The following is a 12,519-nucleotide window of genomic DNA, read 5'->3' on the forward strand; positions in this document are numbered from 1 at the left end:
CCATCACCGGCCGGCGCCCGTGAAGCGGCTGCTCGGCTCGCCGTCGAGACGACCGTACGGGAGCCTGCGGCCGAATGCGAGCAGGAGCAGGTCCTGGGCGGCGCCGTACACCGGGGCGCCGGAACCGTAGGACCAGTCCATGTCCTCGGCGCACAACCGTACTCCGCCGAGGTCAACGCCGAAGAACTTCAGGCCTCGGGGCTTGATGTCGTCGAGCAGGACGCGCAACCGGTCCTCGGGAACACGCCGTTCGAGCCCGAGGGCGACGGTGACGTCCAGCCCGTGCACCACGTCATGGCCGAGGGCCCCGACGTATCCGCCGACCGGCGGCGTCCAGGGGTGGTGGGCGTTGTCCCGCAGAAAGGCGCTGAGCACGTCGGCGGGGTGGGCGGCCGCGTCCCTGCGGGCGACGCGGTCGGTCATGCGATGCAGACTCCCGCGGGCCTTGGCCAGTTCGCCCAGGGTGGCGGGGAGGGAGAGCCGGAATCCCATCGACATGTGGGCGACGACTTCGCGGACCCGCCAGCCCGCGCACAGGCTGGGCGCGTTCCACGCATCGGCAGGCAGGCCGTCGAAGAGGTCGGCGAGTTCCCGGCGTTCCGCCGCGATGGCGGCCTTGATGACCGTGATGTCGGTCGTGTTGTGCATGTGATCAAGCGTGCGGGCGGCCGATCCATATTTCCAATAGACAGTTGTGCTGCCCTCTAGCATTGCGGCTTATGGAACTCCGCCAGCTGCGCTACTTCGTCACCGTCGTCGACGAGGGCGGTTTCACGCGCGCGGCCGCCCGCCTGCACCTCGCCCAGCCGGGCCTGAGCGCCCAGATCCGGCAGCTGGAAAAGGAGCTGGGGCAGCCGGTGCTCGACCGCTCCCACCGGACGGTGACCCTGACCGAGACGGGCCGGGCCGTCCTGCCGTACGCCCGGGCCGCGCTGGCCGCCGCCGACGCGGTACGGCAGACGGCCGACGCGTACACCGGTCTGCTGCGCGGCCGCGTCTCCCTCGGCCTCGTCTCCGGAGCCACGGGCCACGCGTTCGACATCGCCGCGCTCCTCGCCGACTTCCACGACGCCCACCCCGCCCTGGAAGTCGCCCTCACCGAGGACACCTCGGAGCGGATGCAGGCCGCACTCCTCGCCGGCGAACTCGACGTCGCCCTTCTCGGCCCCACCGACGAGGTGCCCCCGCCCGGCCTGTCCCTCCACACCGTCATCGACGTTCCCCTGGCCGTCGTCGCCGCACCCGGGGACCCGCTCCTCGTCCCCGCCGACCGTACGAGTGTCCCACTCGCCGAACTGCGCGACCGCCCTCTGATCTGCCTGCCGCGCGGCACCGGGGTACGCGCCGCACTCGAACGCGCCTGCGCGAAGGCGGGTTTCCGGCCCCGCGTCACCTTCGAGGCGGCAGCACCGCGGGTGCTCGCCCAGCTCGCCGCCCGCGGCCTGGGCGTCGCGGTACTTCCGGCGGGCGAGGAGGGCGGCCCGCCTCCGGGCGGCGAAAGCCACCTGCGGACCCTGACCATCGCCCGTCCCGCGATCCGCGCCCGCATCGCCCTGGCCTGGCGCGCCACCGGCCCCGTGAGCCCGGCAGCCCGAGCACTCCTCGACCGCCTCCGCAAGGCCCTGCCGACGAGCCCCGCGAGCTAGGCGCTGCCGCCTTTCTCCGCCACGCGCGCCAGCGCGCCGTTCTCCAGCGCGACCCACAGCGCGTTGTCCGGCCCGAGGGCGATGCCGTGCGGCTCGCTGCCCGGCGTCGGCAGGTCGTACGCCGTGACGGCACCGTCGGCGGTGATGCGGCCGACGCGGTTGCTGCCCCACTCGGTGAACCAGGGGACGCCGTGCGAGTCCGTGGTGATGGCGTGCGGCCTGGCCCCGCGGTCGGGCAGTGGGAACTCGGTGATCCTGCCGTCGACCGTGATACGGCCGATCTGGCCGGCGCCGATCTCCACGAACCACAGCGCACCGTCCCCGCCCCGCGTGATGCCCACCGGCGCCGCGTCCTTGGTGGGCAGCGGGTGGAGAGTCACGCTGCCGTCGGGGCCGATTCGGCCGATCGCGTGGCCCTGGTTCAGCGTGAACCACATCGCGCCGTCGTCCCCGGCGGTGATCGCGGAGGGGAACGCCGCCCCGCCGGCCGGGAGGGCGAACTCGGTGACCTGCCCCTCGGGCGTGATGCGGCCGATCCGGTCCGCCGCGCTCTCGGTGAACCACAGCGCCCCGTCCGGCCCCGGCGCGATGCCGAACGGGCCGGAGCCGGCCGTGGGAAGCGCGAACTCCTGAACAGCCCCGCCGACCGTGATCCGCCCGATGCGGTTGCCCTTGTACTCGGTGAACCAGAGCGCGTCGTCGGGCCCGGTACAGATGATCGTCGGCGCGCAGCCGGGATCGTTGAGCTGATGGCTCGTCATATCGTCGCCCGGCACCAGGCGTCCGATACGGCCGCCGTGGACGAGCGTGAACCACAACGCCCCGTCCGGCCCGGCAGTGACCGCATACGGCCCGCCGTCGCCGTCGTCGACCCGGCACTCTTCGATGACGACCTGGTTCAACACGCCTCCTGCGGCCTCGTCACGGACGCGCACAAGCGTACGGGGCTCAGGACCACTCCAACCGCGCGACTTCCGCGTCGTACTGCTCGGCGTCGAACCGGACTTCGGCCGGCACGGCCCCGCCGATGACCCCCGTGTTCTCCCAGTCCGTCCAGACGACGTACCGGCCTTCCCTCCGCACCGTCACCCAGACCGCGCCGCAGCACGCGGTGTCGCATTCCGGGGCGACGAGCGCGATCGTGTGGGCAGCCGCTGTGGCGGTCAGCAGGTGGCGGCCCTCGTGCTGCTGCCAGTCCCAGTGCTGTGTGACACCGTCCGGCCAGATCTCGTCGCACACGTCCCGCCCGTCGACGAGCGGCCGCACCGCCCCGTCGACGTAGGGGCACGGACCGAAGGTGAGAACGCTGACGCCGGAGGAATCCATCCGGCAATTATGGACAACCCGGCCATGACGGAAGCGCACGGGGTCCGACCACCCCGTGCGCTGCGCACCGCCTACGGCACCAGGTGGTTCGCCACTTCCGTGATGCTCGACTCGAACGGCGGCGCCTGGAGCGTCGCCGCGATCGGCACGACCACCTCGTGAATGAACGCCCGGAACGCGTCCTCCGACTCCCACACCTCGAACACCTGCCAGCCGTCTCCCTCCTGCCAGGCCCCCGCGACGTGCGCGACCAGCCCCGCCGGCGGCTTGGCCGTGTCCGGTATCGCCCGGTCGAACGTCTCCTTGTACAGCTCGTACGTCCACCCCGCCCCGCGGTGGTGCACCATGACCGCCATGTCCCCGTCCCCCTGCGTTCGCTCCGGCCGCTGCCGGGCTCCACGCTAGGGCGGCGCCCGGGCGCCAAGGCAGTGGCGCACCCGGCCCCCCGCGGCGCGCCACCGCGCCGGAGCGCGGAAGCGGCGCGCCGGTCGCCGCCGTGAGGCGGCGGATATCCGGGGGCGCCGAGTGGGAAGTGACCCACGTTTCCGTGGCAGAAGTGGACCATATTCTTGGGGCAACCGGCCCCTAGGCTGATCGACAAGCGACGTGAACGCGCCGCACGATCAGGGGGAACGCCACCATGACCAGCCTCAGCACCAACACCGGCACCGACTCCGCAGCCGTCCTCACCCGGGCCGCCGAGGCGGAGACCGCGAGCGACCCGAGCAGCGTGATGACCCTGCTGGCGGACTCCGGCACCACCGGTGGTCTGCTCACCAGCTACCGCTCGACCTTCGCCGAGGGAGCCGCCGGGGCGCCGGCGCACTTCCACACCCGCGCCGCCGAAATGTTCTTCGTCATCGACGGCTCGCTCCGCGTACTGGTGGACGAGGAGATCAAGGTCCTGAACAGAGGGGACTTCCTCCTCGTCCCGCCCCGCACCCCGCACGCCTTCGCCGCCGCCCCGGGCTGCACGGCCGACGTCCTGTTCGCCTTCACGCCCGGCATGGCACGTTTCGACTACCTGCGGCTACTGGGGCGGGTCATGCGCGGCGAGGCCGATCCTGCCGAGATCAGGGAGTCCTCGGAGCGTTTCGACAACCACTACGTGGACAGCCCGGTCTGGAACGCTGCGCTCGGCGTGTGACGCGCAGCTGTCGGCCGGCAGGGCCCCCGAGTGCGCTAGTCGGCCATCGGCGAGACCACCGAGCACTGCGCCAGCTCGCCGGCGCCCTTCGCGGTCTTCTCCTGAAGCACCTTGCCCTTGTACGAGATCTTGCAGGTGGCGTCGCCGTCCGCCGAACCCGACGTCACCGTCAGCGTCGGGGCACCCAGCCCCTTCAGCGTCACGGTCCGCGTCCACGGCACCTTCGGGCGGTCCTCGGTGCTCATGTCGGGGTCGGAGATCGAGCCCTTGCCCTCGTTGAACACGATCGAGGCCACGTCCTTGCCGGACACCTCGTACGTCACCTCGTACGACTTCTTCGACACACCGTCCTCACCGCACCCGGTGAGCGCCAGCCCACCGCCGAGGGCGAGAGCGAATGCGCAGAGCGTGGTACGGATGCGGACAGGGGGCTTCACGGTGAGTTTTTCCTTCGGTTCCAAGGTCAACATATGGTCTAGACCTTACCGCTCACCGTAAAGCAAGAGCAAAACGGCCCCCTCCTTACGCACTGAGGGAGAACCACACGCGCTTGCCGACGACGTCGAGCCCCTCCCACACGAGGGCAACGCCGGAGTCGCACGCCAGCCCCCGCACGAGGGCGAGCCCCCGCCCCCGCTCGTCGTCGCTCCGCGCGGCCCGGCGGTACGGCCGCCGCCCGGGGTCGTCGTCGCGCACGGCGAACACGACGCGGTGCGCGTGGACACCGACCTCGATCGTGAGCGCGTCGACGCGCGCGTGCTGCACGACGTTGGTGACGGCGTCGGACACGCAGACGCGAGCGTCGTCGATGAGGGCCTCGCGCCCGGCGGCGACGAGGATCGCGGTCACGAACTCGCGTGCGATGCGTGCGGTTGCTGCGCTTGCGGGTGCGGCGAGGAAGTAGGTGGCGGGGGTGGTGGTGGACATGGGTCGCCTCTCTGTTCGAGCGCAAGTCGCTTGTGTCGCACGGGACTTGTGCGGGCTGCTTCGGAACGATAGGGCAGCAAGTCGCATCGGTGCGACCTGTTCGCTCTACTCGTTCGGGTGACGTGTCAGAGCCACCGGCGACGTGGCACGATGGCGCCGAGCCAAGGAGGTTGAGCGGACGTGCCACCACGATCGACACCCACTGCGCGGCAACAGCGGCTGGGTGCGGAGTTGCGCAAGATGCGCGAGCAAGCGGGCATGACGGCCCCGGAGGCCGCGGCCGAACTCGGCACGAACCGAACGGGGATCAGCAACCTGGAAGCCGGCCGCTTCGGCATCAGCGCCGAACGGGTTCGCATGCTGGCCAGCATCTACCGCTGTGTCGACCAGGAGTATGTCGAAGCGCTCGTCCAGATGGCCCGCGAACGCGGAGCCGGCTGGTGGGAGCACTACCGGGGGTCGATCCCCTCCGGTGCGCTCGACGTCGCGGAGCTGGAGCACCATGCCTGCGGGATCCGCTCGATGCAGATCATGTACATCCCCGGGCTGCTCCAGACCGAGGACTACGCGAAGGCGGTGCTGTCCACAGCGGTTCCCCCGCGGTCGGCGACAGAAGTGCGACGCAGGGTGTCACTACGCATGAGGCGTCGCGATGTCTTGGACCGCGAGACGCCACCGACCTGCACCTTCCTGATTCATGAGGCCGCCACCCGTATGCGGTTCGGCGGTCCGGACGTAGCGCGCAAACAGCTTGAGCACGTGCTGGAGGAGTCGGAGCGCGACAACATCTCCGTTCGCGTCATTCCGTTCGTGGCCGGGGGCTTCGCCAGCGGGGGCTCTTCCGTCCTATACGTGGAAGGACCTGTTGCGCGCCTCGACACGGTCCATCTCGACGTCGCTAGCGGCGGTACCCTGCTGTACGCAGAGTCCCAACTGGCGTGCTTCCGGGCCATTCTCGACGCCGCGGAAGCGATCTCCCTGTCGCCCAGCGCGACCCGGGATTTCATCCGCACCGTGGCCAAAGAATTGTGAAGGCGCCCCGATGTACGACACGAAGTGGCAGAAGTCGTCCTTCTCCTCGCAGGGGAACGAGTGCGTCGAACTCGCCGCAGCCCAACCCCACCTCCTCCTCCGCGAGAGCGACGCCCCCCACACCGTCATAGCCACCACCCCCGCCCGCCTCCGCGCGCTACTCGCCGCCCTCAAAACGGCAGCGCCATCGCCGTAGGAGATCGCTTCACACTCCCGGCGCAGGCCGTACCGCGATGCCGTTCCGCTCAAGCAGTGCCGCTGTCACTCCATCTCCCGGCACCAACCTCCCGGCGAAGGACCCGTCGTGGACGGTACCCCGTCCGCACGACGGACTGCGCGGCATCAGCAGTGCCTCCGTGCAGCCCCGGTGCCGCGCCGCGGCCAGCGCGCGCTGGGCTCCGTCCAGGAACTCCGCCGTGACGTCGCGTCCGGTGTCCTCGACGACCCGCGCTGTCCCGTCGAGCACGTCGTACCCGTCGCCGCCCACCAGTTCCGCGGGCCGTCGTGGTGTCGCGAGGCCGCCCGCCACTTCTGGGCAGAAGGAGACGACTTCGCGGCCTGTCACTGCCTCCTCGACGCCCGAAGACGCCTTGTGCTGCCCGTCGAACCGGCACGGCACCCCGCGCAGGCACGCGCTGACCAGGATTGCTTCCATGCCGCCAGGCTAACCACGGCTCACCGCGGGACGCGCGCTTCCGCGGTCCGCGTCCAGCCCCGCCAGCAGCCGCAGGCCGTCCTCCGCCGCACTGCCCGGCGCCGCGGACAGCACGATGACCTCCATTCCCGATTCGTCCGGCAGCGCAAAGTTCTCCTGGTGCAGCTCCAGAAGGCCCACCAGCGGGTGCCGGTACGCCTTGCGCCCATGCCTACGGGCGCGCACATCCGCACGCGCCCACAGGCGGCGGAAGCGTTCGCTGCCCATGGCGAGTTCGCCGATGAGGGAGGCCAGGCGGGGGTCGTCGGGGTATTTGCCGGCGGCCAGGCGGAGGTGGCCGACCACGTCGAGGGTGCAGGTCTCCCAGTCGGCGTAGAGGCCGTGCTCCGTTTCCTCCAGGAAGATGTGGCGGGCGATGTTCAGGCCGGGCATCGGGCGGCCGAAGAGGAGGCCGGCGAGGCGGTTGCCGGCGAGTGCGTCCAGGCGGTGGTTCATGATCAGCGCGGGCGCGCCCGTGACCAGGTCGAGGACGCGCAGCAGTTCCGGGCGGACCCGCCCGCCCGGCGCCTTCGCGCGGCGGCGTTGGCAGGCGAGCCGGCCGAGATGCTCGCGTTCGGTGGCGTCGAGGCCGAGGACGCGGGCGAGGGCGTCGAGGACCTGTTCGGAGGGCTGGGTCGCGCGGCCCTGCTCCAGGCGTACGTAGTAGTCGACGCTGACTCCGGACAGGTGGGCGACCTCTTCGCGGCGCAGCCCTTGGACCCGGCGGCGGTTGTCGGCCGGGATGCCGGCGGCGGCCGGGTCGACCCGGGCACGCCGGGTGCGGAGGAAGCCCGCGAGATCGTCCATGGTCCTCAGTATGGCCTCGGTATCGCCTCGGCCCCCGGCCACGAGGGTGGCCCTGCCATTACCAGGAAGTCCCGTCCGACGGACGAAGCGTCCCTGAACAGCGGGGGCGGCGGCGCCCAGGATCGGAGGCAGCCGAAACGCATCCGATCCCGAGGAGTTCCTGTTCCCATGAAGACGCTGATCGTCCACGCACACCCGGAGCCGAAGTCGCTCAACAGCTCGCTGAAGGATCTGGCCGTGTCCACGCTGGAGGGCGCGGGGCACGAGGTGCGGGTGAGCGATCTGTACGCGATGAAGTGGAAGGCGGTCGTGGACGCCGCGGACTACGGCCCCCACGCGTCGAGTCCGCTGAGGGTCGCCCGGGACTCCGGCCGGGCCTTCGAGGCCGGGGAGCTCACCCCGGACGTCCGCGCCGAGCAGGAGAAGCTGCTGTGGGCCGACGTGATCATCTTCCAGTTCCCGCTGTGGTGGTACAGCATGCCCGCGATCCTCAAGGGCTGGGTGGACCGGGTGTTCACCTACCGCTTCGCGTACGGCGTCGGCGAGCACAGCGACACCAAGTACGGCGAGCGGTTCGGTGAGGGCACCCTCGCGGGCAGGAGGGCCCTGCTGTCGGTGACCGTGGGCGGCCCGGAGTCGCATTACGCGGCTCGCGGGATCAACGGCCCGATGGAGGACCTGCTGTTCCCGATCCACCACGGCATCCTCTTCTACCCGGGCATCGAGGTGCTGCCGCCGTTCGTGCTGCACGGCACCGACCGGATGCCCGAGGAGGACTACCCGGCCGTCGCCAAGGCGTGGGAGGAGCGCCTGCTCACGCTGGAGTCGACCGAGCCGATCGCGTTCCGGCGGCAGAACTTCGGCGACTACGAGATCCCCTCGCTGCACCTGAAGGAGGGGCTGGAGCCCGCGGGCCGCACGGGCTTCGGACTGCACGTGCGCGGCTAGGTCGTGTCCGGCGGATCTCCGCCACGCGCCACCACGGCGCCCCGTAGGGGCGCGGGGCGGAGTCGATCTGCGCGCGATCGGGCGGCGGCTCGGCAAGCCGGTGCTGATGGCGCCCGAGGGGTGTTACGAGCACCCGTTCCTCGCGTACGACGTGGCGGCCGGCCGCGTCGTGCTCACCCGGCGGCCGGTGCCGGCGGCGACCACAGGCCCGCCGCCGTGCCGTCCCGTAGGTGCTGTTCGTACGTGACGACCTTGGCGTGGACGACGTCGAGGCACGCGGTGAGGTCGTCGATGCGGGCGCGGAGGGAACGTTCGTGCTCGCGGAGGAGGGCGAGGCGGTCGGGTTCGTTGCCGGGGCCGGAGCGGACGAGGGCGGCGAAGCGCCGCATCGTGGCGATCGGCATGCCGGAGGCGCGCAGGCGGTCGCAGAGCAGCAGCCACTCGACGTCCGCGCGGTCGTACAGGCGCTGCCCGCCCGCGGAGCGCGGGATGTCGCGCAGGAGCAGGCCCTCGCGCTCGTAGAACCGCAGGGCGTGCACGCTCATGCCGGTGAGTTCGGCGACCTTGCCGATGGGGAGGGGGGTGGGGGCGTCGTCGGCCATGGCGTCACCGTAGCTTGACCTAGCGCGCGGTCGAGCTTCTAGCGTCCCGCTCATGATCACTCGGCAGAAGAGCATCGGCACCGGTTTCGGTGCGCACAGCACGGCGGCGGACGTCGTCGCCGGCATCGACCTCACGGGCACGAACGCCCTGGTCACGGGCGGGTATTCGGGTCTGGGCCTGGAGATCGTGCGGGCCCTGGCGGGCGCCGGGGCACATGTCGTCGTGCCCGCACGGCGACCCGGCACGGCGGCCGCGGCGCTGCGCGGCATCGCGGGGACGGAGGTGCAGGCGCTGGACCTCGCGGACCAGGACGACGTACGGGCGTTCGCGGAACGGTTCCTGGAGTCGGGGCGGCCCCTGCACACCGTCGTCGCGAACGCGGGCGTGATGGCGTGCCCCGAGACGCGCGTCGGCCCGGGGGAATGGGAGGCGCACTTCGCGATCAACCACCTGGGCCATTTCGCGCTGGTCAACCGGCTGCGGCCGGCGCTGGCGCGCGGGGCGCGGGTGGTGGCGGTGGCGTCGTCGGGGCACTTCCTGTCCGGCATCCGCTGGGACGACGTCCACTTCCGCACCGGCTACGACCGGTGGCTGGCGTACGCGCAGTCGAAGACGGCGAACGCGCTGTTCGCGGTGCACCTGGACCGGCTGCTCGGCGCACCCGCCGGGGTACGGGCCTTCGCGGTGCACCCGGGCAGCATCCTCACGCCGCTGCAACGGCACGTACCGCGGGAGGAGTGGCGCGGGCTCGGCTGGGTGACGGAGACGGGCGAGGCGGCGGAGGGCTTCAAGACGCCGCAGCAGGGCGCGGCGACGGCGGTGTGGGCGGCGACGTCGCCGCTCCTCGCCGGCCGCGGGGGCCTCTACTGCCAGGACTGCGACGTCGCCGAGCCGGCCACCGGCGACGACATGCTGGTGGGCGGGGTCAAGCCGTGGGCGGTGGACCGGGAGGCGGCGGCGCGGCTGTGGGACCTGTCGTGCGAACTGACGGGGGTCGGCGGCTGAGCCACGGTCCCACGGTCAGGGGCGCGGCAACGGGACGTCCGCCGGCGGCGGGGGCAGGTCCGTGGGCCACGTCGTGGGCAAGGACGGCAAGGGCGGCAGGTCGGGGACGGTCCGGGTGCTGCCCGTGCCACCCGTGCGGGCGGTGTGCCACATGGGTTTGAACACCGTCAGGTAGAAGCCCATGAACGAGAGCGCCGCCAGGACGAAGACCACCAGGAACGCCATCACGCACCCGGTGCCCAGCAGCGTCCTGCTCCGGGCGGCCGGGGGGAGGGCGGTGGCCCGGCCGGGGCGGCCGTGCGGGTAGCGGACCGTCACCGTGTCGCCCGGCACCACCGTGCGCGGGCCGCCGGCCTCTTCGAGGCGGCGCACCTCGCCCTCCGGCGTGGTGAATTCGTGCACGTGGTGCCACACGCTGTGGCCGGGGCGGCCGTGCCCGTGGGTCCTCGTGACCACGTACCCGGCGACGCACCGCCCCTCGACCGCGATGCCGCTGTCCCAGGCGGCTTGCAGGCGTCTCGCCCGGAGCAGCACGGCCACCATGCCGGCGATGCCGCCGGCGGCCAGGAGTGCCGGCAGGGCCAGGAAGAACACGTCGCGCATGACACCCCGTCAGTTGAGTGCTGAAGGAGTGCATTCAACCCGGCCCGGCCGAGTTGGTCCAGTCCAATTCGGCGAGGCCGGCGGCCGCCGGGCGTCAGCCTGCCAGCGCCGTCCTCACCGCCGCCTCCGCGTGCAGGCGGGCCGTGGGGAACACCGGCACCGGGCTGTCGTCCGCGGTGACCAGCAGTTCGATCTCCGTGCAGCCCAGGACGATACCCTCCGCGCCGTCGGCCACCAGGCCGTCGATGACCTTGCGGTAGGCGGCGCGGGAGTCCTCGCGGACGATGCCCAGGCACAGCTCCTCGTAGATCACGCGGTGCACGAGCGCCCGGCCCTCCGCGTCGGGGACGCGGACGTCGAGGCCGTGGCCGGCGAGGCGGCCGCGGTAGAAGTCCTGCTCCATCGTGAACGCGGTGCCCAGCAGGCCCACGCGCCGCACGCCCGCCGCGCGGACCGCGTCGGCGGTGGCGTCGGCCAGGTGCAGCAGCGGCACGGAGACGGCCGCCGCCACCTGGTCGGCGACCTTGTGCATGGTGTTGGTGCAGATGAGGAGGAAGTCGGCGCCCGCGGCCTCCAGCGACCGGGCCGCCCCGGCCAGGATCTCCCCGGCCTCCGTCCAGCGGCCCTCCACCTGCAACCGCTCGATCTCCGCGAAGTCGACCGAGTGCAGCACGCAGCGGGCGGAGTGCAGTCCGCCGAGCCGGTCCCGCGTGAACTCGTTCAGCAGGCGGTAGTACTCCGCCGTCGACTCCCAGCTCATTCCGCCGATGAGCCCTATGGTCCGCATGGTCTGCGTCTGCTCGGTCCGCATGGCCGTTCCCCCGTGGATAGCCGCCTGGGTGATGATCGTTGCGTCACCCTAACGCGGACCCACCCCCGGCCCCCGATCAGCCCTCACGCCGCCTGCACCGGCGGGTTCGGCTTGATCACCGCGTACGGCGCGCCCGCCGGGTCGGCCAGCCACGCCATGCGGCCGATGTCCGGGACGTCGGACGCCGGCATGAGCACCTCGCCGCCCGAGCCCTGCGTCGTCCGCACCACCGTGTCGACGTCCTCGACCGTGAAGTACGGGAGCCAGCGCGGCCGTTCCGTCTCGTCGCGCAGCGGGACCACGCCGCCGAACGCGGCCTCCTGCTGGTCGCCCTCGGCGGTGGAGAGGACCGTGTACGTCATGCCGGGGACCTTGATGTCCTCGGAGCGCCAGCCGAACAGGCCGCGGTAGAACGCCTTCGCCGACGTGGGGTCGCCGGTGTGGAGCTCGGCCCAGCACAGGGCGCCGGTCTCGGACGTCTTCTCCAGGCCGGGGACGGCGGCCGGCTGCCAGACGGAGAACTCCGCGCCGCCCGGGTCGGTGAAGCAGCCCATGCGGCCGGCCTCCATCACGTCGAACGGTGCCACGCGCACCGTACCGCCGCTCTGCTCCACCGACTTGGCGGTGGCGTCGGCGTCGGCCGTCTGGAAGTAGACGGTCCAGGCGGGGCTCGCGCCCTCCTCCGTGAGCGGGCCGCAGGCGGCCACCGTCCTGCCGTCCTTCTTGAAGAAGCCGTAGCCGCCGGACTCGGGGCCGGCCGACTCGAAGTCCCAGCCGAAGACCTGGCCGTAGAAGGCGGCGGCCGCCTCCGTGTCCGGGCTGCCGAGGTCGAGCCAGTTGGGGGCACCGGTGACGAAGTCTGTGCTGAGCATGGTGACGCGCTCCTTCCGTTCGGCCGGTTTCAGTCTGGCACCGGGCACTGACACCCGCCCGGCGGATGCCCGGCGGCCCGGCCCACTCACCCCGCCCT

General features: G+C 71.9%; 18 protein-coding genes and 1 pseudogene. 7 read left to right on the forward strand and 12 right to left on the reverse strand.

The window, feature by feature from the left end:
* Positions 1-3 precede the first annotated feature (3 nt).
* Positions 4-648 (reverse strand): maleylpyruvate isomerase family mycothiol-dependent enzyme, encoded by a 645-nt coding sequence (locus IE305_RS17375; protein ID WP_190130519.1) that lies wholly within the window; start codon positions 646-648, stop codon positions 4-6.
* 71 nt (positions 649-719) lie between these two features.
* Between IE305_RS17375 and IE305_RS17380 the strand changes: the two genes are divergently transcribed.
* Positions 720-1,646 carry a LysR family transcriptional regulator gene (locus IE305_RS17380; protein ID WP_190130520.1) on the forward strand — a complete coding sequence of 309 codons (927 nt, stop codon included), beginning with the start codon at positions 720-722 and terminating at the stop codon, positions 1,644-1,646.
* Here the strand turns inward: IE305_RS17380 and IE305_RS17385 are convergent.
* From IE305_RS17385 to IE305_RS17395, 3 genes are all read right to left on the reverse strand, one after another.
* Positions 1,643-2,548 (reverse strand): Vgb family protein, encoded by a 906-nt coding sequence (locus IE305_RS17385; protein ID WP_190130521.1) that lies wholly within the window; start codon positions 2,546-2,548, stop codon positions 1,643-1,645. The two genes, IE305_RS17380 and IE305_RS17385, sit on opposite strands and share 4 nt — an antisense overlap.
* A gap of 46 nt (positions 2,549-2,594) precedes the next feature.
* Positions 2,595-2,972 carry a hypothetical protein gene (locus tag IE305_RS17390; protein ID WP_190130522.1) on the reverse strand — a complete coding sequence of 126 codons (378 nt, stop codon included), beginning with the start codon at positions 2,970-2,972 and terminating at the stop codon, positions 2,595-2,597.
* Positions 2,973-3,043: 71 nt separating this feature from the next.
* Positions 3,044-3,328, reverse strand: coding sequence for a hypothetical protein (locus IE305_RS17395; RefSeq protein ID WP_190130523.1), 285 nt, complete (start codon positions 3,326-3,328; stop codon positions 3,044-3,046).
* A gap of 284 nt (positions 3,329-3,612) precedes the next feature.
* Here IE305_RS17395 and IE305_RS17400 point away from each other — a divergent pair, with 284 nt between their 5' ends.
* Positions 3,613-4,119 (forward strand): cupin domain-containing protein, encoded by a 507-nt coding sequence (locus IE305_RS17400; protein ID WP_190130524.1) that lies wholly within the window; start codon positions 3,613-3,615, stop codon positions 4,117-4,119.
* A gap of 35 nt (positions 4,120-4,154) precedes the next feature.
* On the opposite strand, the gene IE305_RS17405 is transcribed toward IE305_RS17400, so the two are convergent.
* Both IE305_RS17405 and IE305_RS17410 read right to left on the reverse strand, forming a co-directional pair.
* The gene (locus IE305_RS17405; protein ID WP_229891110.1) at positions 4,155-4,556 is read right to left on the reverse strand and encodes an MmpS family transport accessory protein; all 402 of its coding nucleotides are present in this window, start codon (positions 4,554-4,556) and stop codon (positions 4,155-4,157) included.
* Positions 4,557-4,641: 85 nt separating this feature from the next.
* Positions 4,642-5,046 (reverse strand): ATP-binding protein, encoded by a 405-nt coding sequence (locus IE305_RS17410; protein ID WP_190130526.1) that lies wholly within the window; start codon positions 5,044-5,046, stop codon positions 4,642-4,644.
* A gap of 180 nt (positions 5,047-5,226) precedes the next feature.
* On the opposite strand from IE305_RS17410, the gene IE305_RS17415 reads away from it, so the two are divergent.
* Together IE305_RS17415 and IE305_RS17420 are read left to right on the forward strand one after the other, a co-directional pair.
* The gene (locus IE305_RS17415) at positions 5,227-6,078 is read left to right on the forward strand and encodes a helix-turn-helix domain-containing protein (protein ID WP_190130527.1); all 852 of its coding nucleotides are present in this window, start codon (positions 5,227-5,229) and stop codon (positions 6,076-6,078) included.
* 10 nt (positions 6,079-6,088) lie between these two features.
* A complete protein-coding gene (locus IE305_RS17420) occupies positions 6,089-6,274 on the forward strand; it encodes a DUF397 domain-containing protein (protein ID WP_190130528.1) in 186 nt (61 codons plus the stop codon).
* A 9-nt stretch (positions 6,275-6,283) separates the two neighbouring features.
* Here the strand turns inward: IE305_RS17420 and IE305_RS17425 are convergent, their stop codons facing one another.
* Together IE305_RS17425 and IE305_RS17430 are read right to left on the reverse strand one after the other, a co-directional pair.
* The gene (locus tag IE305_RS17425) at positions 6,284-6,733 is read right to left on the reverse strand and encodes a 2-thiouracil desulfurase family protein (protein ID WP_190130529.1); all 450 of its coding nucleotides are present in this window, start codon (positions 6,731-6,733) and stop codon (positions 6,284-6,286) included.
* A gap of 9 nt (positions 6,734-6,742) precedes the next feature.
* A complete protein-coding gene (locus tag IE305_RS17430) occupies positions 6,743-7,579 on the reverse strand; it encodes a helix-turn-helix transcriptional regulator (protein ID WP_190130530.1) in 837 nt (278 codons plus the stop codon).
* 168 nt (positions 7,580-7,747) lie between these two features.
* Between IE305_RS17430 and IE305_RS17435 the strand changes: the two genes are divergently transcribed.
* Together IE305_RS17435 and IE305_RS33070 are read left to right on the forward strand one after the other, a co-directional pair.
* The gene (locus IE305_RS17435; protein ID WP_190130531.1) at positions 7,748-8,527 is read left to right on the forward strand and encodes an NAD(P)H-dependent oxidoreductase; all 780 of its coding nucleotides are present in this window, start codon (positions 7,748-7,750) and stop codon (positions 8,525-8,527) included.
* Between the two features lie 67 nt (positions 8,528-8,594).
* Positions 8,595-8,774 (forward strand): annotated as a pseudogene (locus tag IE305_RS33070) (hypothetical protein); the annotation flags it as partial.
* Here the strand turns inward: IE305_RS33070 and IE305_RS17440 are convergent.
* Complete coding sequence (locus tag IE305_RS17440; protein WP_190130532.1) at positions 8,701-9,129, reverse strand: MerR family transcriptional regulator; 429 nt, start codon at positions 9,127-9,129, stop codon at positions 8,701-8,703. The pseudogene IE305_RS33070 and the gene IE305_RS17440 overlap by 74 nt on opposite strands.
* Positions 9,130-9,181: 52 nt before the next feature.
* On the opposite strand from IE305_RS17440, the gene IE305_RS17445 reads away from it, so the two are divergent.
* A complete protein-coding gene (locus IE305_RS17445; protein WP_190130533.1) occupies positions 9,182-10,135 on the forward strand; it encodes an SDR family NAD(P)-dependent oxidoreductase in 954 nt (317 codons plus the stop codon).
* A 15-nt stretch (positions 10,136-10,150) separates the two neighbouring features.
* Here IE305_RS17445 and IE305_RS17450 read toward each other — a convergent pair whose 3' ends face one another.
* The 3 genes from IE305_RS17450 to IE305_RS17460 all read right to left on the reverse strand — a co-directional run bounded on the left by IE305_RS17450 (position 10,151) and on the right by IE305_RS17460 (position 12,421).
* Positions 10,151-10,738 carry a DUF3592 domain-containing protein gene (locus IE305_RS17450; RefSeq protein WP_190130534.1) on the reverse strand — a complete coding sequence of 196 codons (588 nt, stop codon included), beginning with the start codon at positions 10,736-10,738 and terminating at the stop codon, positions 10,151-10,153.
* A 94-nt stretch (positions 10,739-10,832) separates the two neighbouring features.
* Entirely contained in the window at positions 10,833-11,525 is a 693-nt protein-coding gene (locus tag IE305_RS17455) for an aspartate/glutamate racemase family protein (protein ID WP_190130702.1), read from the reverse strand.
* A gap of 107 nt (positions 11,526-11,632) precedes the next feature.
* Complete coding sequence (locus IE305_RS17460; protein WP_190130535.1) at positions 11,633-12,421, reverse strand: VOC family protein; 789 nt, start codon at positions 12,419-12,421, stop codon at positions 11,633-11,635.
* Positions 12,422-12,519: the final 98 nt, after the last annotated feature.

Source organism: Streptomyces mashuensis (assembly GCF_014654785.1).
GTDB lineage: Bacteria > Actinomycetota > Actinomycetes > Streptomycetales > Streptomycetaceae > Streptomyces > Streptomyces mashuensis.

Bases quoted from the DNA above. Each gene is read 5' to 3' on its own strand.
- IE305_RS17430 (WP_190130530.1), bottom strand. From the start codon at position 7,579: ATGGACGATCTCGCGGGCTTCCTCCGCACCCGGCGTGCCCGGGTCGAC.
- IE305_RS17375 (WP_190130519.1), bottom strand. From the start codon at position 648: ATGCACAACACGACCGACATCACGGTCATCAAGGCCGCCATCGCGGCG.
- IE305_RS17440 (WP_190130532.1), bottom strand. From the start codon at position 9,129: ATGGCCGACGACGCCCCCACCCCCCTCCCCATCGGCAAGGTCGCCGAA.
- IE305_RS17450 (WP_190130534.1), bottom strand. From the start codon at position 10,738: ATGCGCGACGTGTTCTTCCTGGCCCTGCCGGCACTCCTGGCCGCCGGC.
- IE305_RS17435 (WP_190130531.1), top strand. From the start codon at position 7,748: ATGAAGACGCTGATCGTCCACGCACACCCGGAGCCGAAGTCGCTCAAC.
- IE305_RS17425 (WP_190130529.1), bottom strand. From the start codon at position 6,733: ATGGAAGCAATCCTGGTCAGCGCGTGCCTGCGCGGGGTGCCGTGCCGG.
- IE305_RS17420 (WP_190130528.1), top strand. From the start codon at position 6,089: ATGTACGACACGAAGTGGCAGAAGTCGTCCTTCTCCTCGCAGGGGAAC.
- IE305_RS17445 (WP_190130533.1), top strand. From the start codon at position 9,182: ATGATCACTCGGCAGAAGAGCATCGGCACCGGTTTCGGTGCGCACAGC.
- IE305_RS17460 (WP_190130535.1), bottom strand. From the start codon at position 12,421: ATGCTCAGCACAGACTTCGTCACCGGTGCCCCCAACTGGCTCGACCTC.
- IE305_RS17390 (WP_190130522.1), bottom strand. From the start codon at position 2,972: ATGGATTCCTCCGGCGTCAGCGTTCTCACCTTCGGTCCGTGCCCCTAC.
- IE305_RS17380 (WP_190130520.1), top strand. From the start codon at position 720: ATGGAACTCCGCCAGCTGCGCTACTTCGTCACCGTCGTCGACGAGGGC.
- IE305_RS17410 (WP_190130526.1), bottom strand. From the start codon at position 5,046: ATGTCCACCACCACCCCCGCCACCTACTTCCTCGCCGCACCCGCAAGC.
- IE305_RS17455 (WP_190130702.1), bottom strand. From the start codon at position 11,525: ATGCGGACCATAGGGCTCATCGGCGGAATGAGCTGGGAGTCGACGGCG.
- IE305_RS17395 (WP_190130523.1), bottom strand. From the start codon at position 3,328: ATGGCGGTCATGGTGCACCACCGCGGGGCGGGGTGGACGTACGAGCTG.
- IE305_RS17400 (WP_190130524.1), top strand. From the start codon at position 3,613: ATGACCAGCCTCAGCACCAACACCGGCACCGACTCCGCAGCCGTCCTC.